This is a genomic window from Leptospira perdikensis (assembly GCF_004769575.1).
Taxonomy (GTDB): Bacteria; Spirochaetota; Leptospiria; order Leptospirales; family Leptospiraceae; genus Leptospira_A; species Leptospira_A perdikensis.
Map to the genome: position 1 here is coordinate 1005695 of NZ_RQGA01000003.1, position 25837 is coordinate 1031531.

25 protein-coding genes and 1 rRNA gene are annotated in these 25837 nt (G+C 38.7%); 13 read left to right on the forward strand and 13 right to left on the reverse strand.

The genetic code is table 11. The features are described 5' to 3' along the window. The first annotated feature begins 143 nt into the window (after positions 1-143). The 6 genes from EHQ49_RS06040 to EHQ49_RS06065 all read left to right on the forward strand — a co-directional run bounded on the left by EHQ49_RS06040 (position 144) and on the right by EHQ49_RS06065 (position 5056). Positions 144-1091 carry a rhomboid family intramembrane serine protease gene (locus EHQ49_RS06040; RefSeq protein ID WP_135577300.1) on the forward strand — a complete coding sequence of 316 codons (948 nt, stop codon included), beginning with the start codon at positions 144-146 and terminating at the stop codon, positions 1089-1091. Positions 1092-1140: 49 nt separating this feature from the next. Continuing rightward, positions 1141-1608, forward strand: coding sequence for an LIC11177 family protein (locus tag EHQ49_RS06045; protein WP_135577302.1), 468 nt, complete (start codon positions 1141-1143; stop codon positions 1606-1608). Between the two features lie 263 nt (positions 1609-1871). Further along, entirely contained in the window at positions 1872-2453 is a 582-nt protein-coding gene (gene hisB, locus EHQ49_RS06050; protein ID WP_135577304.1) for an imidazoleglycerol-phosphate dehydratase HisB, read from the forward strand. Further along, positions 2450-3076: an imidazole glycerol phosphate synthase subunit HisH gene (gene hisH, locus EHQ49_RS06055; protein WP_135577306.1), complete on the forward strand. Its 627-nt coding sequence runs from the start codon at positions 2450-2452 to the stop codon at positions 3074-3076. The genes hisB and hisH overlap by 4 nt, the downstream gene beginning before the upstream one ends. A 1-nt stretch (position 3077) precedes the next feature. Then, the gene (gene hisA / locus EHQ49_RS06060) at positions 3078-3824 is read left to right on the forward strand and encodes a 1-(5-phosphoribosyl)-5-[(5-phosphoribosylamino)methylideneamino]imidazole-4-carboxamide isomerase (RefSeq protein WP_135577308.1); all 747 of its coding nucleotides are present in this window, start codon (positions 3078-3080) and stop codon (positions 3822-3824) included. Further along, on the forward strand, positions 3824-5056 hold the full coding sequence (locus EHQ49_RS06065; protein WP_135577310.1) for a vitamin K epoxide reductase/DsbA family protein: 1233 nt from the start codon (positions 3824-3826) through the stop codon (positions 5054-5056). The genes hisA and EHQ49_RS06065 overlap by 1 nt, the downstream gene beginning before the upstream one ends. A 15-nt stretch (positions 5057-5071) precedes the next feature. Here the strand turns inward: EHQ49_RS06065 and EHQ49_RS06070 are convergent, their stop codons facing one another. The 4 genes from EHQ49_RS06070 to EHQ49_RS06085 are packed head-to-tail and all read right to left on the reverse strand — an operon-like array spanning position 5072 to position 9707. Beyond that, positions 5072-6064, reverse strand: a complete 993-nt coding sequence (locus EHQ49_RS06070) for an N-acetylneuraminate synthase family protein (RefSeq protein WP_135577312.1) — start codon at positions 6062-6064, stop codon at positions 5072-5074. Positions 6065-6094: 30 nt separating this feature from the next. Next, entirely contained in the window at positions 6095-8164 is a 2070-nt protein-coding gene (gene feoB, locus EHQ49_RS06075; RefSeq protein ID WP_135577314.1) for a ferrous iron transport protein B, read from the reverse strand. Next, positions 8161-8400 carry a FeoA family protein gene (locus tag EHQ49_RS06080; RefSeq protein ID WP_135577316.1) on the reverse strand — a complete coding sequence of 80 codons (240 nt, stop codon included), beginning with the start codon at positions 8398-8400 and terminating at the stop codon, positions 8161-8163. The genes feoB and EHQ49_RS06080 overlap by 4 nt, the downstream gene beginning before the upstream one ends. 8 nt (positions 8401-8408) lie before the next feature. Next, positions 8409-9707: an ABC1 kinase family protein gene (locus EHQ49_RS06085; protein ID WP_135577318.1), complete on the reverse strand. Its 1299-nt coding sequence runs from the start codon at positions 9705-9707 to the stop codon at positions 8409-8411. A 115-nt stretch (positions 9708-9822) separates the two neighbouring features. Between EHQ49_RS06085 and EHQ49_RS06090 the strand changes: the two genes are divergently transcribed. Continuing rightward, positions 9823-11823, forward strand: a complete 2001-nt coding sequence (locus tag EHQ49_RS06090; RefSeq protein WP_135577320.1) for a helicase — start codon at positions 9823-9825, stop codon at positions 11821-11823. A gap of 81 nt (positions 11824-11904) precedes the next feature. Here EHQ49_RS06090 and EHQ49_RS06095 read toward each other — a convergent pair whose 3' ends face one another. From EHQ49_RS06095 to EHQ49_RS06110, 4 genes are all read right to left on the reverse strand, one after another. Next, positions 11905-12201, reverse strand: coding sequence for a hypothetical protein (locus EHQ49_RS06095; RefSeq protein WP_135577321.1), 297 nt, complete (start codon positions 12199-12201; stop codon positions 11905-11907). A 45-nt stretch (positions 12202-12246) separates the two neighbouring features. Then, complete coding sequence (lnt, locus tag EHQ49_RS06100) at positions 12247-13848, reverse strand: apolipoprotein N-acyltransferase (RefSeq protein WP_135577323.1); 1602 nt, start codon at positions 13846-13848, stop codon at positions 12247-12249. Beyond that, positions 13817-14866 (reverse strand): lipase secretion chaperone, encoded by a 1050-nt coding sequence (locus EHQ49_RS06105; RefSeq protein WP_135577325.1) that lies wholly within the window; start codon positions 14864-14866, stop codon positions 13817-13819. Before EHQ49_RS06105 ends, lnt begins: the two co-directional genes overlap by 32 nt. A gap of 96 nt (positions 14867-14962) precedes the next feature. Next, positions 14963-15889, reverse strand: coding sequence for an esterase/lipase family protein (locus EHQ49_RS06110; protein WP_425269831.1), 927 nt, complete (start codon positions 15887-15889; stop codon positions 14963-14965). A 176-nt stretch (positions 15890-16065) separates the two neighbouring features. Between EHQ49_RS06110 and EHQ49_RS06115 the strand changes: the two genes are divergently transcribed. Both EHQ49_RS06115 and EHQ49_RS06120 read left to right on the forward strand, forming a co-directional pair. Further along, positions 16066-16779, forward strand: coding sequence for a TetR/AcrR family transcriptional regulator (locus tag EHQ49_RS06115; RefSeq protein ID WP_135577329.1), 714 nt, complete (start codon positions 16066-16068; stop codon positions 16777-16779). A 45-nt stretch (positions 16780-16824) separates the two neighbouring features. Next, positions 16825-18462: a TPM domain-containing protein gene (locus EHQ49_RS06120; RefSeq protein WP_135577331.1), complete on the forward strand. Its 1638-nt coding sequence runs from the start codon at positions 16825-16827 to the stop codon at positions 18460-18462. A 50-nt stretch (positions 18463-18512) separates the two neighbouring features. Here the strand turns inward: EHQ49_RS06120 and EHQ49_RS06125 are convergent, their stop codons facing one another. The 3 genes from EHQ49_RS06125 to EHQ49_RS06135 all read right to left on the reverse strand — a co-directional run bounded on the left by EHQ49_RS06125 (position 18513) and on the right by EHQ49_RS06135 (position 20997). Then, positions 18513-19052 (reverse strand): hypothetical protein, encoded by a 540-nt coding sequence (locus EHQ49_RS06125; protein WP_135577333.1) that lies wholly within the window; start codon positions 19050-19052, stop codon positions 18513-18515. Positions 19053-19125: 73 nt separating this feature from the next. Continuing rightward, positions 19126-19596, reverse strand: a complete 471-nt coding sequence (locus EHQ49_RS06130; protein WP_135577334.1) for a GNAT family N-acetyltransferase — start codon at positions 19594-19596, stop codon at positions 19126-19128. Next, positions 19597-20997 carry a glycine--tRNA ligase gene (locus EHQ49_RS06135; protein WP_167482986.1) on the reverse strand — a complete coding sequence of 467 codons (1401 nt, stop codon included), beginning with the start codon at positions 20995-20997 and terminating at the stop codon, positions 19597-19599. Positions 20998-21060: 63 nt separating this feature from the next. On the opposite strand from EHQ49_RS06135, the gene EHQ49_RS06140 reads away from it, so the two are divergent. The 3 genes from EHQ49_RS06140 to EHQ49_RS06150 are packed head-to-tail and all read left to right on the forward strand — an operon-like array spanning position 21061 to position 24064. After that, positions 21061-22869: an energy transducer TonB gene (locus EHQ49_RS06140; RefSeq protein WP_135577338.1), complete on the forward strand. Its 1809-nt coding sequence runs from the start codon at positions 21061-21063 to the stop codon at positions 22867-22869. Then, positions 22866-23630 (forward strand): PrsW family glutamic-type intramembrane protease, encoded by a 765-nt coding sequence (locus EHQ49_RS06145; RefSeq protein WP_135577340.1) that lies wholly within the window; start codon positions 22866-22868, stop codon positions 23628-23630. Before EHQ49_RS06140 ends, EHQ49_RS06145 begins: the two co-directional genes overlap by 4 nt. After that, positions 23627-24064 carry a hypothetical protein gene (locus EHQ49_RS06150; protein WP_135577342.1) on the forward strand — a complete coding sequence of 146 codons (438 nt, stop codon included), beginning with the start codon at positions 23627-23629 and terminating at the stop codon, positions 24062-24064. Before EHQ49_RS06145 ends, EHQ49_RS06150 begins: the two co-directional genes overlap by 4 nt. Here the strand turns inward: EHQ49_RS06150 and EHQ49_RS06155 are convergent. Beyond that, positions 24054-24518 carry a GyrI-like domain-containing protein gene (locus tag EHQ49_RS06155; RefSeq protein WP_135577344.1) on the reverse strand — a complete coding sequence of 155 codons (465 nt, stop codon included), beginning with the start codon at positions 24516-24518 and terminating at the stop codon, positions 24054-24056. The two genes, EHQ49_RS06150 and EHQ49_RS06155, sit on opposite strands and share 11 nt — an antisense overlap. A 91-nt stretch (positions 24519-24609) precedes the next feature. Here EHQ49_RS06155 and rrf point away from each other — a divergent pair. Next, positions 24610-24726, forward strand: a 5S ribosomal RNA gene (gene rrf / locus EHQ49_RS06160). Positions 24727-25262: 536 nt separating this feature from the next. Here the strand turns inward: rrf and EHQ49_RS06165 are convergent. After that, positions 25263-25742: a VOC family protein gene (locus EHQ49_RS06165; RefSeq protein ID WP_135577346.1), complete on the reverse strand. Its 480-nt coding sequence runs from the start codon at positions 25740-25742 to the stop codon at positions 25263-25265. Positions 25743-25837 lie beyond the last annotated feature (95 nt).

Sequence of the window (25837 nt, forward strand, 5' to 3'; positions counted from 1 at the left end):
CCGATGGTAGAAATGATTGATAATCAAGGTAGGGTCTGTTGCCTGATTTTACCTTAAGTCACTCCCGGGGGGCATTCCGAAAGGATTCCCCCTTTTTTTATTTCCCTTGTTTCTTTCCAAGCTGTCTAAATTCTGGAAGTTACATGAGTAGAAATCGAAGCCAGGGTCCAAGTTTATTTGGGAATCCCATCCTTCATCCCCTGAATGTAATTCTCATCATCAATTGTCTTATTTTTTTCCTCCAATACTTTGCTAACCAACAGTTGATTTATCGATTTGGTTTAACACCTGACTTTGTGTTAAGCGGTGCTGTTTGGCAAGTATTCACTTACGGCTTTTTACATGCGGTAGAACTCATTCCATTTCATTTACTAGTGAATATGTATGGTATGTACATGTTAGGAACAAACATCATTCCTATCATTGGAAAAACTAAATTTACTATTTTGTATTTTTTATCTCAAATTGGCGCTGGAATTTTTGTGGTTTTGTCTGCGTATTTGAATTATGTGTTAGGTGGGAATGTTCCATTTTTGGAATCTATGACCACACAAACCATTGGCGCTTCGGGCGCTCTTTTTGGTCTCCTCGCTCTCTTTGGTATTTTTTATCCTAATGCGGAACTACTTTTATTTATTTTTCCAGTAAAAGCGAAAAATGCCGTTTGGGTTTCTCTTGTGATTGGGTATTTGATTTCTCAATTTGGCAATGGGGCAATTTCCAATACCTGCCATTTGGGCGGAGCACTCACGGCCTTACTTCTTTATCAACTATTTCAAAGACAAATCAAACCGGGAAACTTACCTTACATTCCAGGAATGGAATGGGAGGGACCTCGTGAATCGAAACCTCAATCTAAAGCCAAGCCGGTAGTGGTTGAAGATCTTTTTCTCGACCAGAAAAAGTACAATGAAAACGTACTGGGTCAGATTCATTCTAAAAAAGACAAAACTTCGGTAATAAATTATTTACAAGGATTGCAGGTGGCAAACGCCAATATTTGCCCTCCTCCTACGTATAACACCGAGGATCCGATTTGTTTGCGTTGTGAATGGTTGGCAAATTGCGCGCTTCGTAAGGCAAAAGAATAAATTTTCGTCTAATTCCTTGACAGTCTCTTTAGATGGGGATAATGAAACCATGCCTGTAGAAAAAAAATCCTCGGTAGATGAGGTTTTGAAACGCGAAAAATTATCAAAAGAATTCGAAAAAGAAAAACGTAATTCCGAGCAAAAAGCAATCGAACAAGCAGCTGCTAAATTGTCCGCACAGAGCCCAGAAACCACGGATAATGCCAAAACTTCTAAATTCATTACCAATATCGACATTGCCTTTTCACAGGCAAAAACAGACCTACGTTTTTACTTTTTAAATGATGGAACCTATGCAGATGACTTCAAAAAAATGTTCCAAGAGAATGAATCTTTATTCAAACGTTACGGAATCACGAGCCAAAAGTATTTGGAATACATTCGTGAGTCTTTTGATCGGTATAAAAAAATTCACGATATGATGCCCCTCGATCCGATGAAACCCAAACACTTTCAATATGTAGAAGACTCTATTTTAGAACTGATCCGGATGTTCAACCAACGGTTTGGGAAGTAAAACCCCCTTGGACGGCCCAAGTAAAAAATCATAGGATTTCCCTAAAACTTGAGAAGAATTTAGCTGTCAGTTGTTGGTTTCCATAGAGGGACTTCATTGAAGGAACATTGGAAACGCATTCTTATTTTTTCGATCATTGCTATGGTTTATTTTTTCTGGGTTTTCATCGGGTATGATTTGGCGGGGGTTCTTAGCCTCGCATCTTAAAACCTCGCCCACATTCTCTCTTGACACCTGGGTTTTCTACCAAACATGCTAGGAATATGGTGGAATCAAGAAAGACATCCGAAACAGACATCCGGCTCGACCTAAACGTCCGAGGAACCGGGGTCTACCAGTTTGATACAGAAATCCCGTTTTTTGAGCACATGCTCTCTCATATCTCCAAACACGGTCTCATTGATATGGACCTCAAACTCCGAGGTGACATTGGGATCGATTGCCACCATTCGGTGGAAGACACTGCCATCCTTATGGGACAAATGATCCACACCCAACTCGGTGATAAAAAAGGAATCTTTCGTTATGGTCACTTTACTTTGCCTATGGATGAAGTTCTGACAACTGTTGCTGTGGATTTAGGGGGAAGGTTTTATTTCAAATACTCTGGTCCTCCTATAGACGGAAAATTTGGAATTTACGACGCGGAACTATCACTCGAGTTCCTTCAAAAATTTGCTCTGAATGCCAAAATGAACTTACATGTAATGGTGCACTATGGTGAGAACCGCCACCACATCCACGAATCGATTTTTAAGGGACTCGGTAAAGCTCTTCGTCAAGCGATTGCTATCGATTCACTTGCAAAAGATCAAATTCCTTCTACTAAAGGAATGCTCGAGTGATTGCAGTTTTAGATTTTGGAATGGGGAATATCCATTCCTTACTCAAAGCAGTTTCTTTGTACACAAATGACTTTCAATTCACCAGTGATCTAGAAGTAGTCAAAAAAGCAGACAAAATCATTTTACCTGGTGATGGACATTTTGACAAAGCCATGCAGAATTTAAATGAAGCAGGATTCTCTTCTGTTTTGAAAGAACATGTGGCTGCAAAAAAATCATTACTTGGAATTTGTATCGGTTATCAAGTGTTATTTGAAGATTCTGATGAAACTTCCAAAACGGGAACTACAATTCCCGGTCTTGGTCTGATTCGTGGAAAAATAAGAAAGTTTGAAGGGAAACAAAACCTCAAAGTTCCTCATATGGGATGGAACAAACTTTTTGATATCAAGGCCAAAAATACAAAATTACTCAAAGGGATTCCCAATGAATCCTTTATGTATTTTATTCACTCTTACAGACCCGTTGGTGTCGACCGATTGGATATTACAGCTAACTGCCATTATTACGGAGAATCATTTCCTGCTGTTGTGGAAAAAGAGACTGTATTTGGAACACAGTTCCATCCTGAAAAATCAGATAAAACAGGACTTGGAATCCTGAAAAACTTTATAGAACTTTAACATGTTAGTATTACCTGCAATTGATCTTTTAGACAACGAAGCTGTACGTTTACTCCAAGGGGATTATTCCAAAAAAACTGTTTATTCTTCTGAACCGGAGAAGATGATCCAAGTGTTCGAAGAACAAGGTGCCACTCTCATCCACATTGTGGATTTAAATGCAGCCAAAACAGGAAAGTCTGAAAATGAAAAGGCCATTCGGAAAATCAAAGATAAATGCTCTGTAGAATTAGAGTTAGGTGGCGGGATTCGCTCTTTGGAAAATATGAAATTCTATGATGGGCTCGGGGTGTCTCGGTTTATTTTAGGAACTGTTGCCGTCGAAGATCCATCGGTTGTGGAAAAGGGGCTTAAAAGTTACGGCCCCGATCGGATTGTGGTTGGCGTGGATGCCAAAGATGGTTATGTTCGCACCAAAGGTTGGGAAACCAATTCCGGAATCAAATACACTGAATTTTTAAAATCAATGTATGGGATGGGCATTCGCCATGTGATTTTTACCGACATTTCTAAAGATGGGATGATGGCAGGACCAAACACGAAAGCTTATGTGGAGTTGTTATCCCTATTTCCGGATTTACAACTTGTGGCTTCGGGTGGGGTCTCTTCGATCCAAGATTTAGTGGATTTGTATGACTCCTCAAAAGGAAAACTTTTTGGAGCCATTACCGGAAAAGCAATTTATGAAGGAAAATTGGACCTAAAAGAGAGTATCAGGATTCTAAGTAAGAAGAGGAATGAAAATTGATGAATCGTAAGAATTTAGCATTAGCAGGAGTGGTCGGTGGAGCCCTTGGACTCATTGTCTCTTTCCTATTGGCAATTGAATACTTTGGCATAGGATCAGAAAATATTGCCAACTCCGCATGTTCTGCGTTAGGTGGCGGTGACTCGTGTTTAAAAGTCGCCGAGAGTTCTTATTCGGCAATCCCGAGCGTTCCTTTTTTGGGAAATGTGCCGATTGCCTTACTTGGATTTGGTTTTTATGGATTACTTACGTATTCTTTCTTTTTGGTAACGAGAGCCAAATCAAACGAAGAAGTTACGAAAACCATTTCTCTCCTCTTTCCAGTTTTGGTTTTAGGACTAGTTTTAGATTTAGTGTTATTTGGAATCTCTGTTGGGATCATTGGCACCATTTGCCAACTTTGTTTTGTTACCTACATTGTTACCATATCTCTCCTTGGTGTTTTATTTTTACTTTGGAAAACGGAAGGAAAACCAAAACTAGATATCCCTTCAGCCATCAAAGAAGGAATCACCACTTTAGGGCTCGTTTTCTTTTTTAGTTTTTCTGTAGGATATGCTACAAGTAAAATGTGGGTGAATGGGTCGAATGCCAATACTCTTGCCACTTCTAGAGGAATGGATTCAAAAGAGGTTCAATCGAAAATTGCAGCCTACTTCCAAGAACCAACCCTTGGCATTCAAGTTGCAGGTTCTCCTTTTATTGGTAAAAAAGATGCCCCGATTACCATAGTTAAATACGCAGACTATAACTGCGGACATTGTTTACATACAAGTCATATCTTACATACAGTTCTTTCTGAATACGATGGAATGGTTCGCGTTGTTTATAAAAACTTTCCTTTGGATGGAACTTGTAACCGTTTAATGCAACAACCTAGACCTGGTGCTACTTCATGTGTGGCTGCCATAGCTGCGATTTGTGCCGACAAACAAGGAAAGTTTGAACCAATGTATCGCGGACTTTATGATAATTTAGAAAAGGGTGTGGCGCACTCTGGCTCGAGTGTTGTGAATTTGGCCAATGCCATTGGGCTCAATGTCAACTCATTGAAGTCTTGTATGGCTTCTAAAGAAGCACAAAACCAACTCAATGCTGAAATTGATGAAGCAGAAAAATTGAACATTCAATCCACTCCATCTCTTTATATCAATGATAGAAAGATAGAAAGTGGAACACCAAATCCAATTTTTCTGAAAACACTTTTGGAACAAATCATCCAAAAGATGTAAAAGGTTTTTTGGCGCCTATTTAGACTTAGGTGTCAAACGGACTGGTCCTTCCTGTAAAAGGGAAGGATCTCCGGCTCTTTCGATCTCCCAAGAATCCAAAACATTTTTATCTTTCGTATGTAAAGCTGGCCTTAAACTAAGGACCGAATTCCCCTTTTTGTATAAAGACCGTCTTCCATAAAACCAACCACCGGTTTCTTCCGGATGTGTGTTTTTTCCATATTTTCCACCCATTTCAAAACTTTGTTTTAAATCTTGTGCCAGTTTTGTAAACATACTGGGATCCATAGAAATTCCATGATCTGGGCCTTCTAAATTACGATCTAAGGTGAAGTGTTTTTCAAATACCACAGCCCCGAGTCCAACGGCAACGGAAGACGCCAAAGTTCCATCGGAATGGTCACTAAATCCCACAACATAGTCCGTTGTGTCCAAATAGAAAGGAATGGACTGGAGGTTTACTTTGTTTAAAGGAGTCGGATACATGGAAACACAATGTAACAAACAAACTTCCGTTTGGTGGTTTTGAAAAAGAGAAAGGGCCCTCGTTACTTCTTCTGGTAGGGCCGCCCCCGTAGATACAATCAATGGTTTTCCTGACTGTATTGATTTTTTTAGTAAGGGGAGATTTACAATATCACCGGAAGCAATTTTTAATACAGGGACATTCAATCCGCATAATAAATCCACTGCAGATTCGCAGAGTGGTGTGGAGAAAAAATCAAGTCCTAGGTCTAGTGCTGTTTTTTGAAATTCTCTATGTTGGGTTTCGTTTAATTCGTATTGTTTGAATATATCAAAAAGAAATTTCACATCAGAATTGGAGGCATCGATAAACTCTTCCGTTCTATAGGTTTGGAATTTGACTGCATGAGCTCCTGATTCTTTGGCTTTTGCAATGGTGCGTTTTCCAATCTCTAAATCGGCATTGTGGTTGAGTCCAATTTCCGCGACCAAATACGGTTCCGATTTTCTAGTAAGAGTTTTTGTTCCAATTTTAAAATCCAAATTGCCCTCGTTTCCTTCATTGTCGGCAAATTAAGAAAATCCTAAAATTTTTCCCAATTGGAAAATGAGAAAGGAAGCGGTAATGGCAAGAATTGTCATATATAAAAACTGAACCACTGGCCAAATGAGAGTACCAGTTTCTTTTTTGGTTACCGCAAGTGTTGACATACATTGACTAGCAAAAGCAAAAAATACCAGTAAAGATAGGCCGGAAAGAGGAGTCCAAACAAGACTTCCATCGGCTCTCGTTTCAGTGCGGAGAGTAGATCGTAAGGATTCACCTTCTTCGTTTTCCTCTGAGCCATATAGCACGGCTAAGGTGGAAACCATCACTTCGCGTGCGGCAAATGAAGTGAGAATCGAAATACCAATTTTCCAATCAAAACCCAGTGGTTCGATTGCAGGTTCTATCCCGCGGCCAATGGTTCCAATATAAGAATTTTCAATAGGGCTTGTTTTCCATTCGTTATTTTTATATTCAGCTGGGAAATGGCTGAGAAACCAAAGAAGGACAGAGATATATAAAATGATCTGACCTGCAGTGGATAAAAATGATTTCACCTTCCCATACACCGTATGGAATAAACTTCTTAGAGAAGGTACATTGTATCTGGGAAGTTCCATTACAAAGTAAGATGCGTCTTCTCTAAATACTGTTTTGCGAAAGAGCAGTGCAAATCCAAAGCTAGTAATCATTCCGAGAAAAAACATCGAAAACAAAACAAAACCTTGGACATTAAAAATACCGAAGATTGGGGGAAAACTAAAAACGGTTCCTACAATAAGAATATAAACAGGATATCTTGCTGAACACATCACAAGTGGCGAGACCATTATCGTTGTAAAACGATCGGATTTGTTTTCAATTGTCCTTGTGCCAAGGATGGCAGGAACGGCGCAAGCAGCAGAGGAAAGTAAAGGGATAAAGGATTTCCCAGAAAGCCCAAATTTTCCCATAATCCGATCCATTAAAAAGCTAGCTCGTGCTAAGTATCCCGATTCTTCCAAAATTCCAATGAATAAAAATAAAAGGGCGATTTGTGGAATAAAAACAATCACACTACCGACTCCTCCAATGATTCCTTCTGTTACTAAAGATTTTACAAGGCCAACGCCAAGATATGGTTCAACAAACGATTGTAAGTTTGTAATACCCGATTCTATTAAGTCCATAGGAAGTTCTGCAAAACTAAATAAACTTTGGAAAAGTAGTCCCATCAAAAGGAAAAAACAAACAAAACCAAGAACAGGATGTAATAAAACCAGGTCCAATTTCTCTTCCCAACTTCCTGGAATGGATTTAGGATAAGTGATTGCCTCAGTTAAAATCTTTTTAATCAAAAAAGATCGATATATCATTTCTTCTTGGTAATAAAAATTGTATCCTTTGCCTTCTATTGCAGAGCGCAACCAGGTCCTTGTTTCTTCTGGGAATTTCGTAAAGTAACGCTCTTCACTCAAGTGTGGGTCTTTGTTTAAATACTTTAGTGATTGTGATAAAAAGAATTCAGCTTCGTTTGTGGTGATCCCGAGTTTTAGTTTTGCCGAACTTAGAAAGGATTCTTCTTTTGTTCCCCATTTCCATAACCGAGGACTTTTTTGAAAACCATTTTGATTTTTTAATACTTCTTTTAAAGTATCAATTCCTTCTCCCGATTTGGCATTCACTAAAAGAAAATGGAGACCAATGGATTTTTTTAGTTTCTCTAGATCGAGTTGGATTCTTTTTTTCTCGAGCACATCTTTCATTGTGAGCACTACAAGTGTCGGAACTCCCATATCAATGATCTGGAGTAAAAACTGAAGACCTCGTTCTAAGTTTAATGCATCTAAAACATAGATGACTTGTTCTTCCGGTTTTCGTTGGAGTAAAACTTCGTAGGCAATTTTTTTGTCTTCTGCAATTCCGCCAAGACCGTATGTACCTGGTAAGTCGGTAATGATCCAGTTCGTGTCATCTAGGGTAAGGGTTCCTTCCCTTTTTTCTACGGTGACTCCGCTAAAATTTCCTGTTTTTTGTTTGAGACCAGTCAGTTGGTTGAAGAGTGTTGATTTTCCACAATTGGGATTACCAACTAAATAAATTCGTTTGTCTTTCATTTTTGTTTTAATTTGATTTCTATGGCGTTTCCATCATGGGTACGCAAAGCAATGGTGGTTCCACTCAAAATACAGACCATCTTTCCTAAGAGTAGTGATTTTTCCTTTAAAGTGATTTCTGCCCCCGGGAAAAAACCAAGTTCTAATAATTCGGTGATCATTGGTCTTGGGAGCTTTTGATGATTTATGGAAACAATTTCTGCGACTTCGCCAATTTTTAAATCTTGTATTGTCATACTTTTATTTAGGAAATAGCAAATTTTTGTGAATCACGAAACAGATTAATTTCTGGAGCCATTGATTTTACATAGCGATCAAAGTATAACATTTGTTTCATGAGAAGGGCAAATTCCCTTGGAATTTTTAATCCGTTTTTTTCAGCAATCTCCTTCATGTCGAACATGATTCGATTTACCCTTGATTCGTCAAACATCTCATTGTCGGTTAAATGAATGTATACCGATTCTAATTCATTAAACACTGAATCCAATTCTTTTGCAAGGACTGCCGGGTTCACTCCACTGTCAGTTGAATCCATTTCAACCAATCCTTTCGCAACCAATGTAGGTTCACCAATTCCAATGCCTTGCGTAAATAACATAAGTCCTTTCCAAATTTTAGGAGAGATCCTTCCTACAATTCCGAAATCGATAAACCCAATCGAACCATCTTTTAGAATCATTAAATTCCCTGCATGGACATCCGCATGGAAAAAACCTTGGTTGGATAATGAAGAGAACCAAATTTCTAATGCATCACTTAGAACTTTTCTAGGATTGTTTGTGAATTTACGAAGTCCAGCTTCATCGGTGATAGGAACCCCATAGAATCTTTCCATAGTCAAAACCTTTTTAGAAGAGAGTGTATGATAGACTCTGGGAACTCTCGCACGATCTTCTTTCACTCGTAGAAGATACTCCTCAAACTCTTCGATATTTTTGGCTTCTTGGATGAAATCGATTTCTTGTAAGATGGAGATTTGGAATTCTTCAAACATAGCAGTGAGTCCTGATTTTTTGAATTCAGGTGCAATGATTGCTAAAATTTTAGTAAGGATACCTAAAATTTGCATATCAGTTTTTAGTGTTAGGTGGACATCCGGCCTTTGGACTTTGACTACCACATCCAGACCTTCTTTTGTTACTGCTGCGTGGACCTGGGCAATGGAGGCAGAGGCTAGAGGAATTTCTTCAAAACTATGATATAAAGATTCTAATTTCCCACCCAATTCCCGTTCTACGGAGGACCGAATGTCTCGAAAAGCGACAGGGCGAACAGAATCCAAACAGGCCTGCATTTCTTCTACATACTCTTTAGGGAAGAGAGAAGGGGCGCTGGCAATGAACTGACCCAGTTTGATATAGGTGGCACCCAGGTTGGAAAACGCCTCCCTTAGGGTAACGGCAATCTCTCTATGGTTAGGTTCTCCCTTCGCCAGTTGGGTTAGGATCCCGAATGCTTTAGAGGTGAAGACAAAACTGGAATGGGCGACTCGAAGGCTGGATTGCCAACCAAAAGAAACAAGTTCAGAAAGGGTTTCCATACGCCCTAATTTGAGACCCAAATCGGGATTGGAAACGAGAAAATCCCCTTCGCTTCTGCAATTGAAATAGAGTTGCAGGATTAGGTCTCAAACAAAAACTTATCAAATCGCACCCATGAGCCAAGAAACTGTCCTGTACCAAGAGTTAGAGAAACTCGATCTCAACGAGATCAAAAAAATCGCAAGCCTTTGGAACATCCAAAAGATCCCGGGAAAGGACAAAAAATCGACAATTTTGGGTCTCATGGAGATTTTCCAGAACGAGTTCTACCTAAAAGGGGTCCTGGAAAAGTTCACTCCCTTACAAGTCAATATTCTGACATCCATTCTGAAAAACAAGGGAGTGATGACACTCGGAGAAATTTCAAGAAAGGTCAACATTCCGCCTATCAACGTGGAAATGGAGCTGAACGTTCTTAGAAAATACTATCTTCTTTACCAAAGAAAGAACCGAGAACGCCTAACAAACAATCTAGATAAATACCACACTTATGATGAATACTTAAGACTCATCAAAGTAGAGACAAATCCCAAAGGTGAGAAGTTTAAATTCTCTATTGAGAAGGCATTACATAAAGCAACACTTGCGGAACTTCCAGACGAATGGAAAGAAGCTGTTGGTGCCAAAAAAAGTGAACCAATTGAAACATTCTTAAAGAATGCTCTGGCTCCCGAGTTTCTTCAAAAGTTAATTGAAGAACTTTCCGATTTTGATAAAGACATACTCCATCAAATTTATATTCATGGTGGTGTGATAGAGGCGGATACCATTCGTAACTATATCACAGTCAATCGTGGTAGGTTTGAACAAACGATACCTCACCTAACTTCTCTTTATTTAGTTCGTGATTTATATTATGTAGAAGACAAATTCATTCGGGTCATTGTGATTCCGAAAGAAATTTTGGACCATCTACAATTTTCTCCTATTTTACCTCCGGTAAAAAAAGGGACACGTGTTCGTCAGGAAAAAATTTCAGCCAATGGACTGGATTTTTTCTTAAACGTAAAAAAACTCATTTCTTATATTTCACGTAAGGGTTTGAACCTTGCAAAATCAGGAAAAATCAAACAGGCAGATCACAAAAGAACAGAAACTGAACTTTTATCACCTGATATAGAAATTTTCCCTGAAAAAAGCCAGGTTTATCAGATTGAACTCATTCTTCCTATCTTAAAACTTTTAGGATATGTAGATATCAAAGGTGAGAATGTAATTCTTGTTCAAGAAACTGATGAATTTTTAAAGAAAGACATTTTTGAAATCATGAAACTTGTGATTCATGAAGTCAATGAGGCAAGGACTCGTCGTCTTAATCCTGCTGAAGTATTTACTGCAACAGAAGTTCCTTTTTATGAAAAAGGAATTTTGGATAAAACTGTAAAACTCATTATGGCACATGGAAAGATCAACACGTCTGTTATCTTTTCTCACATCATTCGTGACCATTTGGTATTTTCACCAACCTTCCAAATCAAAACTTATGAAGAAGATTTGGCAGACTTACGAAAAGAAATCATCTCTGCTATTTTCTACTTACAACTGTTTGGCCTTATCGAAGTGGAATACCCACAACGAAATTTGAGCCTTTCGGAACTTGGGGCACATTACTTCAATCATGAAGCACTTGTAACGGTAACAGAAAAGGGTGGAATCACCATAAACCCGGACTTCTCGATCATTGCGTTTCCCGATCGAGTGTCTTTGAATGGAATTCATTTATTAAAAGCATTCTGTGAATTAAAAGATTACGACAGAGTTTATACTTTTTTACTCACTAAAGATAGTTTCCAATTGGGAATTTTACTTGGTTATGACAAAGAAACTTTTGTTCAGTTTTTAAGAGAGTCTTCTAAAGCAGATTTAGCGCAGAACTTACTCTTCTTACTTGATGATTGGGGTAACAACCTACCGATTGTTACGATTACAGAAGATTCAGTTCTTCTTAGAACTAAAGATTCGCAAGTAATGGAGCTCCTCCTTGGTCAAATTAAGGGTAAGAAGTTTGTATTGGAAGAAGTGAGTCCGACTGGCATCATCATTGAGAAATCAAAGGTGATGGAAGTGATTGCAATCGCAGAAAAATTAAATATGATCATCCGATTGAATCGGTAGTATATACTTACATTAAATGAAAAAAGACCAACGAAGGTTGGTCTTTTTGATTGAAATAAGCCTCATCCCGAAAGATGGGGCTTATTTTTTTTCGCCGACAGTCAATTCTGGATCTGTAACTTTGATTTTGTTTTTAAAATCCCATTTGCGAAACGGAGAGACTGCATCCAAACGTTCTTGGGTTACAAAGAACAATCTTTCTCCATATTTAACAAGCCCACCCTTATAATAAGCATACTTCGTTTTGTGGTCTACAGTTCCCACTTCTACGACCTTATTCCAATCTTCGCAGGTTTTTAAAGAAGGTACCTTTCTGAGATACAATTCCTTAATTGAGTTTTCTTTCACCGCATCGCGAAGTATTTTTTCCCATTCCATATTCGAATAGCCTTTCTTTCCTTACCTAAATTTCAATTTCATTTTTCATTTTGTAGTGAGTATCGGGCGTGGACTACGGAAAAAAACAAAAAATAGAAGAAAAACGGCCATGATTCGCCAAGGACTTGGGCCGAATTGGATATAGAGAGTTGTTCTGTCTTTGTTCACCGTCGGTAGATCCAAGTATCCAACGGCTTTTTGGAATGTTTGTAATTCTCCCATCATCTCTCGACCCCATGGATCATAGGCTGTTGTGAGGCCTGTGACTGCTACACGGACTACGGGTCTTCCTGATTCAATCGAACGAAGTCTTCCGGCTCCTGCATGTTGCATTGTTTCTGTTTGGCTTTCGAACCAAGAGTCATTGGTGAGATTGAGAATGAACTCCGAGGGACTTTGTTGCATTGTTTGGCGAAGTAAATCGGGATATAGAACTTCATAACAGATAAGCGGACTGAATGTAACCCTTTCTCCTGTTTTTGTCTGAAAACCGAGAGCCTCTGTTAGTTTTCCAGGGATGTGCCTACTTGTTTCTGGAAAGAGAGAACGTAACCACGGAAAATTTTTTTCTCCCGGCAAATATTCTCCAAATGGAAGTAGGATTTGTTTGTATCTTCGTTCCGAAACCATAGAAAGGGGATGGAGTAGGGTGAGGGAGTTTCTGGATCCTTCATCTGAAACTAACTCATTAAAAACTAGTGGGGCATTGCCAATACGAACTAAACTTTCTGTAACATCCACAAAACTTTTGCTATATGTTGAATTTGAGTCTTTAGAATCAAGTGTTCCAAGAAAAGGAATCGCCGATTCCGGCATTACAAGTAAATCAATGGGTTTCGGAGTATTTCGAATGGCTTCTAGACCAATATCATATACTGATTGGATGGTTTTTGTCATCCATTCCTGGTTCTCTTGAGTTTCCCTTTTCGCATACTTTGTATTTGGTTGTATTAAACTCAGATGGATTGTTGGTCCTTGAGGGATGGGTTCTGAGAGAAAGTATAAATTGATACAGAAAAAACAAAATATGGGGAAAAGAAACTTTGTATATACTTTGAACCCTTTCTCTGATTTCAGAATCATAAGATATAACAGGGAAACAGAGAAAACTGATACAAAACCAAGCACTTCTACTCCGCACCTTGCCATCTGTCGCCAAAGGATATTGTTTCGAAATAAATCCCCCCAGTACACAGGAAAAACCATGGGGCAAATCCAATCGGAGATCAAAAATAAAGAGGGGATTCCGAGTAAAAGGAAATGAGAGTCTTTTACGGTTCGATACCTATTAAGAAAGACCGATCCAAAAAAAATAATTCCTATCTTATAAAAAGAAACAAGAGCATAAACCAAAAAAAGCAGAGAAGAGATCATGATCCCTTGTCCAGAAATGTTACGAATGGCATTCCAAATCCAATGGAAACTAGTGAGGGTTACTAGGCTGGAAAATACGACCGTTGCTAAAAGTGTATGTATTATATCATTCTGTTTGGTAAGAGTTTTAATGAAATACAACAGAAGGAAAATACAAACGAACCCTGCGGATGCAAATCCGAAGGGTTCGAGGGCCAACGCAAATAGGATGGCAACTGGAAAGAGTAATGAAAGTGGGTATTTAATTTTCGGAATTTTTGAGTGTTTTCTCATATTCCAGTCTTCTTGAATATTCCTCTGCCAATTCTTTACTACCTAAAGTTTGAACTCTTAGTTCCATCAATTTTTTTTCTCGTTCGGAATTTGAAAGATTGGGATTGTTTTTCAGAAAGGTTTTTTCTTCTGTTTCGAGTTTGGAGATTTTTTCCTCTTCTTCCTTCATCTCTTTTAAAACCTTCTCCATCCTATCGTTCCCATCTTTTCCAAAGTAACGAATCCGAACTTCTTTTTCTTTTGCCTCACGTTCTGTACTAGATAACTTTGAAAGTTCGTTTTGGCGTAGATCCATTTCGGTTTCAAACTTATCAAATTTAGGTTCTCTGGCAGCCACTGCATCGTAAAAAGTACCAAAAGATTTTTTACGATAGTCTTCGTACAAACGAATCCTTTCTTCTGCTTTGATATTTTTTGTTTCATCTAAAAAATTCTTTCGATTAAAACTAAAATCTGCAGTTGCTTCTTCTAACCCAAAGATGAGTTCCGCATCTTCTTTGGCAAAGTACTTCCTTCGAAGTTGTTTGATTTGTTCATATCTTTCTTGGTTTGTATAGGATTTACTTGATGGATCTAGATGTACCATAGCTTCTTCATACTTTAAATAATTGGAAAGCATGGATACGAGTCGTTTTGCATCGTCGCCACCATATTCATTTTGAATGAAGGCTTTGATGTATTCATGGCACTGTTCTCGGGTACTTCCTTCTGGACATTGCCTACGTAGACTCCAGAGTTCTGAAATTAAATTTAACTCTCCTGATTTGGCTCGGGCCAAGATTTCATCAAAACGTAAAAACTGTCCATCGGCAGAAAAAATGGTTTTTGCTGATTCTAAATAAAATGGATCAACGGAGAATCCATCACTCTGAGTGCGAAAGTAAGACTCTGCTTTGTCATTTGGATTGTCTTCGTTCGTTGTATCCATTGGGTTGGGACTAAAATATCGAAAAGCAATATAGGCAAGGAGTAAAGCTCCTATGCCGTAACTAAGGTAACGTAAATTTTTAACATTCATGGGAGATGGTATCGTAGTAAAGGATGTGTTTATACTTCTGGAAACAAAAAAACCCAAGCATTCGCTTGGGTTTTTCGAAAAAACTTCAGAAATGAATTACTGATTTGCCTTCATGTTGGAAGCCATGTTTAGATAAAAACCTTCCACATCATACCAAAGACTTCCTGAACGGAGAGTGTTGGATACTTGTAAATGGTCGATCCCTGTAGTGAAGATTCCATAAGAAGGTCCACCTTTCCAAGTTCCCCATTTTTGTGAAGAAAGTGGAACGAGTCCATCATTAGTGAATCCTTGTCCTTGGAAAAGTCCACCAGCACCACAAGCAGGGTGAAGGATTCCCATAAGTGGGTGTTGGATGAGGTCAGGGATAGTGATGGAAGAACCGTAAGAGAAATATTTCACACCTGATTTGTTGGGAGTGTATCCGTTAAACGAAGCCAGTCCTTCTTTTGATAAAGAAGCCAAAGCAGCGAGAGCATTTTGTTGGTTGGTTCCACCATAAACAAGTTTAACAAGAGTTTCTACTACACTTGCAACAAACGGTTGGATCCAACTAGGAAGAACTGTTTTTACAATGTCAGCAATAGGGGATCCGTAGTGCGGAGTGTTGAGTGTGGTAAGGGTTGCTGTTCGACCGGAAAGTCCTAGGTTAGAAACCATATAACGGCTATCGAGTCCACCTTGGGAGTGGCCGAGAATGTGGAATTTTCCAGTATAGTTTGTCGCAGCAGAATAAGTGAGGATGGCGGCTTTCAACTCAGCAGCACGCACTTCGTTGGAGTTTGCCGCGGTTTTTCCTGGAGCAAATACAGTGGCTCCTTGGCTTCTGAGGTAATCGTCTGTTCCACCCCAGTAATTTACGATGCTGATGATTCCGCCGGAGTTTTCGCCCCAACCAAAAAGACCATGAGAAAGAATAATCGGATAAGTGCCTGCGAGTGGTTTGGAAGAAGAACCGGAACTAGCGAGAACGGGAGTTGCCAATGCAACTGTGATAAAAATGGCTAAAAGACCTTTTCGGATCATAAATATTTCACCTCTGAATTTTCTAAGATAAAACTGTGTCAATTTGACTTATTTGGGGCAAGGATATTTTTCCTGCTATTTTGAAAAAAATTACAAAGTTTTGTAATAATTGAACGTGTTCAAAAATTAATTGCCTTTGTGTTGGTGGTCTGTTCTTTTTGATTCGAAAGATTATGCCCCATACAGTTCCCAAAAAAATCTCTCACCAAACATCAACTAAACGGGAAATTACAAAAGAGAGAATTTATAATTCAGCCATCACATTATTTCAAAAAGAGGGCTATGAATTGGCAACAATGCGCCGAATTGCCAAAGAGGCTCGGGTATCTTTAGGCCTTACTTATTATCACTTTAAAACTAAAGAGGAGATAGTTTTACATTTTTATAGAGAATCTCAAATCGAAGTGAAACAACTTGCCACACAGTTTTCTAAAACCACAAAAGATTTTAAAACAAGGCTTAAATACATCATCCTAACTCAGTTAGAAAGTTTTTCTGAGTATAAAATGTTTTTACAAGTATTAGCAAGGCATGCGGGAGATCCAAGTCATTCTCTTTCCCCATTTAGTCCTGAGACTTCTCTCATTCGAGAAGAAGCAGTGGGTATCATTCGTGAGGCCTTAGAGACATCGAATTTAAAAATTAGAGATGATCTTGCTGAAATTTTGCCAGAGTTACTTTGGATGGAACAAATGGGCCTAGTTTACTTTTGGCTTTCTGATTCTTCTAAGTCTTATACAAGCACAAAACTCTTAATGAATGATTCTTTAGAATTAACATTTAAACTGATCAAACTTTCTAACTTCCCATTATTCAAAAACGTGATGGGCCCAATTTTTCGGATGTATCGATTGGTGAAAGGTAATCCTATTATGAAAAACCGTTAAAAACTATACTTGCCACCGTTCAGATCTTTGGGTAAACTCGGTCGCATGAAAATCTCCAGAAAGAATTGGTTTCACTTTGGTTTATTCATTAGTTTTTTGGTTCAAGTTTGGGTACTACCCCTTACCGCAAGAGAGGTGCGAATCCTCACAAGTCCTCTAACGGATGAAGCCGGGATTTTGCCTTTGGAGAAACAAAATCAAATTACAAACATTCTTTCTGCCATTGAAACCAAAACATCGGCTCAGGTATATGTTTACATCATTCCTAGTTTGGAAGGGGAAAATTTAGAATCTTACTCGTTGGCCGTAGCAGAAAAATCAAAATTAGGGCAAAAGGATAAAGACAACGGTGTTCTCGTTCTTTTATCCACTGGGGATCGTAAGGTTCGTATTGAAGTGGGGTATGGTTTAGAAGAAACATTAACGGATGTTTTGTGCAATCGAATCATTCGTAATATTATGATTCCTGAATTCAAAAAAGGTGAGATACCTCAGGGTTTGGTGAGTGGTGTTCTTGCAGTAGAATCGATTCTTTATGGAAATATAGATTCCAATCCGGCCCTGAATACGAACTATCCAGATGGGATCGGAATGGCACTGACTACAAATTCCACTGGCAATCACATAGGGTTCACTCTGGGAATACTGATCATAGCTTGGATTATAAATTTAATTTTAAAAGAAAACAAAATTTATAAAGATAAGAAGTGGTTGGAAATTCTATATGGTGTTTTCGTTTTCTCAGGGATATTGTATTTTTTTCCAGATGCCGTTTTCTATTTGTTTTGTATTGGTCTTGTCGGGGTAAATTTATATTTATTATACGGACTTTGGTTCCCTTTATCCTATTTTTATTCGTTATTGTCTCTGGCATTCTGGATTCCATTTTTGCATTTTACTTTTAATATAGGTTTCCCGAGTTTGTTTTGGATCTTTGGGATTATTAGTTCCGTTTTCATTACAACTAAGATTGTTTTGGATGATGTGATTACAAATAAATTCTATCAAATTGCCAAATATTGGGGAATGAGTTCGAAAGAATTGTTATTGCATATCATTTCCTTTTTCACTTTAGGGTTTTCCATTTTTTCTTTTTGGAATGGAGAAGGATTGGTTTATATCTTCTTTTACCAAGGTTTAATTTTGTTCACTATTTATGGATTGGGATTCAAATCATTTAGGTTCAAACCCTTCCAGTATTTTATAGCTTTGATTCTTTGGTTGTTTTTTGTTGCAGGATTTGTCTTTTATACACCAAGAACTGGCGAAAACTCAGGAACATACAATTTAGAAACCATGGTCAATTGGTTTCAATGGTTCAATTGTTTTGTTAGTGGTTATATTTTAGCTAAATCCATCGAAGTGGATTCTTGGAAATATAGATTTTTGAAATACACATTGATATCCCTTGTCTGGACCCTGGGGTTTTCGTTTCATTACCTCTTGGGATTTTCCAACCATTGGTCGGCAATGACCTTTGTATTTTCCTATGGAGCTTTACTGATCATTCATTTTTTGACAGTGATCGCCAATGAATCAGGGAGTGGATCTTATTCATCTTACTCCTCTAGCTCAAGTTCCTCGTCTTATTCCTCTTCTAGTTATAGCAGTTCCTCTAGTTCTAGTTCATCGGGAGGAGGTGGGGGAAGTTTTGGAGGAGGCGGAAGTTCGGGAAGTTGGTGATTTTGTAGAGCTTTTGTTATGAAAACAATAACTCTACAAAGGACCGAAATTTACTGGTTTTCGAAAGTGATTTGGAAATTAGTAACTCGGCTATAAGGTGTTACACCGTTACATTGATAACTGGATGCAGAAACTAAACCAGCATTATCGATTGTGTAAGTTTTTCCTGAAGATAATGTTAGAATTTCTGATTTAGATCCACTTGTGGAAGAGATGAGCTCTGTTGTATTGTCTTTTAAAATAACGTTCACGGTAAAATTTCGAGACGAACAATTATTCGAACTTAAAGTTTGTCTTCCCGCACTCACAGATACTTTAAAATTTCCTGATGTTGGAAAGGTGATACTTCCAGTCGAGGATGTATTACCACAAACAGAATATCGGCTTCCTATATACGTAAAATTACTCCCCCCTGAACCAATGGTTACATCGCAGGGAATTGTTGAATTTGCAGCAGCGATTAACAGTAGCAAATCGGTATTTTTGTCTCCGGTAATAGGGAATTCCTTAATCAAATCTTCTTTTTTGTTTCCGCAATACGTTGTTAATAGCAATAACAAAGAAAATGTGATGATTTTTTTATAGTTCATATGAATTGTTCCTGATTGAATGCGATGATTCCAAGATCATTCACGGATACAAGTGCAAAATTAGAATATTCAATTAGATTATTATTTTTTTTCGATAACGAATATAAAATCTATCAAAGGAAGACTTGTCCCAAAAACGTACAGCTTCTTCATTTTGTAAGATAGCTCGAAGTTCGATCGCGGGGATGGATTTTTCTTTGCACCAAAGATCGACATCTTTCAAAAGCTCTGACATATATCCTTTTTTCTTTTTGCCAAGTTTGGTTACGGCAAGATCGATAAATAGGCTTCTTTCTTCTTCTAGATGAGGTTTTTCTTCGACTCGACCAATCAGTAAAGACACAAGTTCTGATTCGGAAAAATATCCACGCATATACACTTTGCCTGTGCCAATGAGTTTGAAGTAAATGTCGGTAAATTTAGTAGCGGCGCGGGGGCGGATGCGGAACAAACCATCTAACTCGAGTTCGTTTACTTTTCGGTAAAACTGATTTACGAGTTCGATGGTTTGATTTCTATCAGATTCGTTTAAGTCTCGAATCACCTACACCATTCTGTTAATGAGGTAAGATTTGATTTCGGTAAGAGGGATCCTTTCTTGTTTCATCGAGTCTCTTTCCCGAATAGTGACGGTTCCATCACTCATGGTATCGTAATCCACTGTGATACAAAATGGAGTTCCGATTTCGTCATGACGACGGTAACGTTTTCCAATAGCACCACTATCATCGTAATCGACATACCAATGGTTACGAAGGTCCGCATAAATTTCTTTGGCTTTGGAATCGAGTCCGTCTTTTTTCATCAAAGGAAAAATAGCCACTTTCATTGGGCTCACACGTTTTCCAAAACGAAGGACAGTACGAATTTCATCTTTTTCTAATTTTTCTTCTTCGTAGGCATCACATAAAACCGCTAGGAAAAGTCGGTTGAGACCGAGGGCTGGTTCTACAACATAAGGAAGGTATTTTTTCTTATGATCTAAATCATGATATTTCAAATCTTCGGAAGAAAACTTTTCGTGTTGTGTGAGGTCATAATCGGTCCTTGACGCTACACCCCAAAGTTCCCCCCAACCAAATGGATATTTGTATTCGATATCACTTGTGGAATCACTATAAAAAGAAAGTTCTTCCTTTTCATGTTCTCTCACACGTAAGTTTTCTTTTTTAAGGCCTACCACATTGACAAGCCAGTCCATACAGTAGTCCACCCAATACTTGAACCATTCTTTCTGCGTCCCTGGTTCGCAGAAAAATTCCATTTCCATTTGTTCGAACTCACGGGTACGAAAGATAAATTGCCGAGCCATGATTTCGTTACGAAAAGACTTTCCGATTTGGGCAATTCCAAAGGGAACTTTCTTCCGAGCAATCTGGGTTACATTTTTGAAATTAATAAAAATCCCTTGTGCGGTTTCTGGACGAAGGTAGATATCTGTAGCTCCTTCTTCGGAAGCACCGTGAGAGGTTTTGAACATCAAGTTGAATTGGCGAGCATCGGTAAAACTTCCCGTAGTTCCACAAGTAGGGCAGGCGTAAGCTTTGTCTCGGATGGTATTGGTTAGTTCTTCTAAACTTTTTCCAGTCGCTGCCCCTTCACCTTCCTTATCTTCCAAAAACTTATCCACACGGATCCGTGTTTTACATTTTTTGCAGTCCATCAGCGGATCGTTAAAATTGGATATATGGCCAGAAGCTTCCCAAACTCGGGGGTGGAGGAGGATGGAGGAATCGAGTCCCAAAACATCGTCCCGTCTATGAACAAAGTATTCCCACCAAAGTCGTTTTAGATTGTTTAATACTTCAATTCCGTTCGGACCATAGTCAAATGTATTGGAGAGGCCTCCGTAAATTTCGGATCCTGGGAAAACAAAGCCCCTTCTTTTGGAGACTGCAACTATGGGTTTGAGCGACTGCTCTTCTTTCTCTTTCGGCTGTGCCATATCCGCCAAATTTTTTGTTTTCCATGAAAATTCAAAGTATTTTCCTTGAGATAAGACTAAAGAATGGATTCGGCAAATTCTAACCAACTCTCTCCCTGGGCTAAAAAATCCTTAACTTTCTTCCTTTGGATGTCCCCTTTATTTTCTCTTGGACCGTTTTTGGCCTTTGGTGTCCTTTTTGCCTTTCCAGGCGAATTCCGACTCAGGCTTCGGGCCTTAGCTGTCATTGCCGTATACATCCTCTCTTGGATTGTATTTTATCCAATTGAACTCCTTCACAGGTCAGGAATGGAATGGGAAAGGGTCATCAATGAATATCTCGCTAAGGATTCCGCGAGCCTTCAGCTGAAGTGTGGATTTGTGATTCTTTGTTTCCTACTTTTTCTAACCAACTACATCCATAGCCGAAGTCGTAACCAAAAAAGGGAATCCATTCGTCAGGCAAAACTCCAATCCCAAAATCCTCATGTTACCATTCGCACGGAAATGCGGATTCGAGATGCCAAGTTTGATACAGTGTTATTTGTGATACTTCTTGGTCTCCTCCTCAATTTTGGATTTCAATACATCTCCGAAAAATTACATCCGAATAAATCCCTTTCCCCACTGGCACCACTCGTGGATGTTTATCAATTTGTATTTAATTATTCTATATCTCTTTGTATTTTGCTTTTTAGTTTTAACAGAAACAAAATTCCATCTCTCATTGCAAAACCTTATCTACGTTATATGGAGGGGGTTCGCATTCGAGAAAGATGGAAGGCGGCGGTAGTTTCGCAAAGTAGATTCCCGTTTCGTTTGGAATTGATAGTAAAACAAAAAGCTAAATTCCGAGATAGTATCCTACCTGGTTTTGGACATATATATGTTTATGAATACTGGCGTGGGTTCCCCATTTTATTTTTAACGTTACTTTTGTTTTTGTTTTCGGCTGTCTGGGTTTTTTCTTATATAAGCCCCATATTTGGAATTCAATTTTTAGCAGGTTTTGGATTGAAACCCGGAGTTCCCGATAAAGATTTTTTTATCTCTTCACAAAATATTGCTTATGCGGTGTTTTCTGTTTTGGCATTGGTTGGGGTTTACTTTTATTCGTCTTATTTACTCGAAAAATCTTTTAGTTTAGAAAATTTAGGAGTTAAGGAAGACAAAATTGGTGAGTCAGAACCTTTCTTCAAACCGGGATTACGTAAAGGATTTCGAAACGTATTACCACTTTCCTTACTCTTTCATTTGATTTTGATATCTCTTGTTTTTTTGATTCCTATCACACTCCAACGTGGTAAAAAGAAAGAACAGTCTTCCCAAAAAAATGACCATTTTCGCCCAGAGAAAATGGAGTTCTATTTTATCGATCCTAATGTTCCGGATGATACGAAAGGGCTGAATGGGGGAGTGGTCACAGGGAATGAAACAGAAAACAAGGAAAAAGGGGAAAAAATCTCCAACGAAAAAGTAGCGGACAATGGCCCAGTCAAAGGCTACATCAAAAAGATTCGTGGCAAAAAAGTTCCGCCAACTTATTCAAATTATATTTCCGCAAAAATGCGAGTTCCCGAAAGTTATATGGATTATTGGGCTAAAGCACCACATCCATATTCCTCAGTAGTTGCCTATACAATTACGCAAGATGGGGATGTGGTAGATGTAGAACTTGTGGAAGCTTCCGATTATCCAGACCAAGATTTAAGAACCTTACAACTGGTAGAGAGTTTAGGCCCACTTATGGCACCACCCGGAACCAAAAACGATATTCGTGTTACAGAACTTTTTTGGAATGGACCTATCGATCCAGAATTTGTTCCCACTCCACTCCAGAAGGAAATGATCAACTTATTTGACGGCCGTTATATGGAAGAGTTACCTGAATGAAAGAAGTTGGTACTATTGATTATTTGATTGGTGCTCTGACGGTAATTCCTTGGGCTGTTGTGATTTGGAAAGCTTACAAACCTAAAAAAGGTTGGCAGGAAGTGATTGGAGTTCTTTTGGCATTGTTCTTTGGTTGGTTGTCAACGGATCTTATCCTCCGACTCCATCCTATCCTTTGGCCGGAAGCCGATTTTACACCAAAGAAAAAAGTAAGTATGCTCACCCAAACAGCTCACTTGGCTTTTATTCAAGCGGGAATCACCGAAGAAACATTTAAAATATTTTTCATTCTGGTTTTGTCTTTTGTATTAGGTTATGATAAAAAAACAAAAACCTTCTCTCCTCGAGTTGTATTGTTTGGTTCCTTTGTTGCTATGGGATTTTCGTTTGTTGAAAATACGCATTACATTGCTAGAGAACCTGACGAAAAAAAATTAGATCTCTTCTTCGCACGGACCATTCACTCATCTAATATACATTTGCTGATCAATCTTTGTTTTGCATTGTTTCTTTTGAAAAGTAATACTAAAACAGAACCAACAAATAAACGAATGTATGTTGTTTTTGGTTTTGTGTTGGCAGTGTTGCAACATGGGGTGGTTGATTTTCTTTTGATTCCTGGATCTACCATTGGGCTTTGGGTTGCCACTTCTCTTTTTGTGGGAATTTGGGTTTGGGTTGTGAATGATTGGCGAGAACTGGTTCGGCAAAAAACAAACGAACCAATGGAAATCACTGTAGATTTACAGGAAGTAAAATGAAACTGATTCTGTTATTAATTGTTTTTATTTTTTCTATTTTGTTGGGATTAAACTTATCGATAATTGCGCTTAACTCCAATGAAACTAAACAAAATGAAGCCTACTGCAAAAACTTTCGATCGGGTGTATTTATAAATGAATGTTCTACCGGACATTCTTCAAAATTTAAAAGGTTTAACGGGATTCAAGTTCAGGAATATGGTTCTTATTTTCTTAAAGAAAAAAACGTCTGGACTGCCGATTGTGCCTATAGAAATACACTTCTCGAAACCAATGATCCTGAAATCACCTTATACATTGGTAACAGCATTCATATTAGAATGATCAACGTTACAAAAAATAGTTATCGAACCATAGAAGCAGACTCTAAGGATAGTAGTTCCTCTTGCGAAGTGAAAAAGATAGATGAGATTGATCCTTCTACTACTTTGTAGATAAAAATACTCGAATCCCTGCTTCGGAATATTCTTCCCAATCCATTTGGTAAGTTCTGATTTTTGGAATTTCGGGATGGTTCCAAATTTCGGCCCAAAACTTAGGAACTACTTCTTCTGGAGCTCCAGGTTCTATGTGAAAGTAACGGCCGTTTTGTGTTCCAACAGATACCATTTCCATTCCTGGAAGTAATTTTGTTTTCGGATCTACAGAATAACCTAACAGAAAATCATAGGCTCCGTTTTCATCTGATGCGTAATTGAAATACACCGCAAAAAGTGGGTCAAACTTTCGTAACAGTTCCATTTGTTTCGGAATGTCTTCTTTATAAAACCGCGAATACACTGCGGGAATTTGAATGTCAGCATCACCCGGTGCGTTGGAAGTTCGAATGCGAAGCCCCATCACCGTGAATTTTTCTGTTTTGACCAATGGCTCTGTCACTTCAGACATATAGAAAAAATTTCAGTTTATGAAAAAAACGCAATCTTTTCTTAGAGAAGAGTTTGACTTATCGGACCTTCCTGTACATTTGGTAATTACTCCTGGTGATTATGGAGAGAAGGCCATACCCGTTCCCATTCCGAACACGGAAGTCAAGCTTCTCATCGCCGATGGTACTATTGGGTTCGCTCAATGGGAGAGTAGGACATTGCCGGGTTAGCACTCATAACTCAATAAAAAGGCCAACCGAAAGGTTGGCTTTTTTTATGTACTAAATAAAAATCCCCATAGAGCGAACCCAATAGTACCGCTAGTAACTAATTGTTCGCGAAATGACAGACTTGCGACCCATAGGGAGCAAGGCTCGGACACTCGCCCGCGGAGCGGGAGAAGCGAGTGGGGGTGGAAGTAGGACATTGCCTCTGTTAGCACTCATAACTCATTAAGAAAGCGTTCACGGAAAGTGAGCGCTTTTTTTATTTGTAGCGCTCTGTTTTTGCCGGCTAATGTCCGCGACTATTCGCTAGACAAACAGTGTTTGCTCCGCGAATGTCGCCTGCTCGTTCCCTATGGGTCACTGCGCAGGATTGCGGGTTAAATTAAACATCATTCACTGTTTGAAGAAAAAATACATTCACTGCTAGTAACCAGTTGTTCGCGAAATGGGTGGGGCTTCCGTAAGAAGCCGAAGTCTGTTAGGATTAGTATTATCTTACTACGGACCACCTGACTATGATTTAGCAAAAATTATAGTCAGGTGTTTTCCAAAATGTCGGTAGCTGTTTGAGAGCCGAGTTGTTCCGCAAGTCCGATCAGAAGTCCCTCCACCCCACGAATGTAACAGAGTCGGTATATATTTTCAAATTGTACCACCTCTCCCACGATTTTTGCGCCATATTTCGTTAGGCGAGATAACAATTCATCTAAGTTGTCAACTCGGAACATGATTCGTAGATAACCAAGAGAGTTGACTGGAGCTGTTCTGTGATCAGCGATCGTCTTAGGAGAAAGAAACTTTGAAAGTTCTAGTCGGGTATGTCCATCGGGAGTTACCATCATCGCAATCTCAACTTCCTGATTTCCGAGTCCCGTAACTTGCCCAGCCCATTCCCCTGCGACTACCATTCGCCCTTCTAGAGTAAGTCCTATTTCTTCGAAAAAAGAAACGGCCTTGTCGAGGGACTCAACAACGATACCCACATTGTGCATTTCTAGTAGTTTACTTTTTGTCATGACCTTCTTTTTTTATGAAGCTGAAATAGATCAAGTTGATTTAAAATTGTTTTGGTTTTAAAATTAGTAACAGATAAGTTGTTTACAGTAAAAGC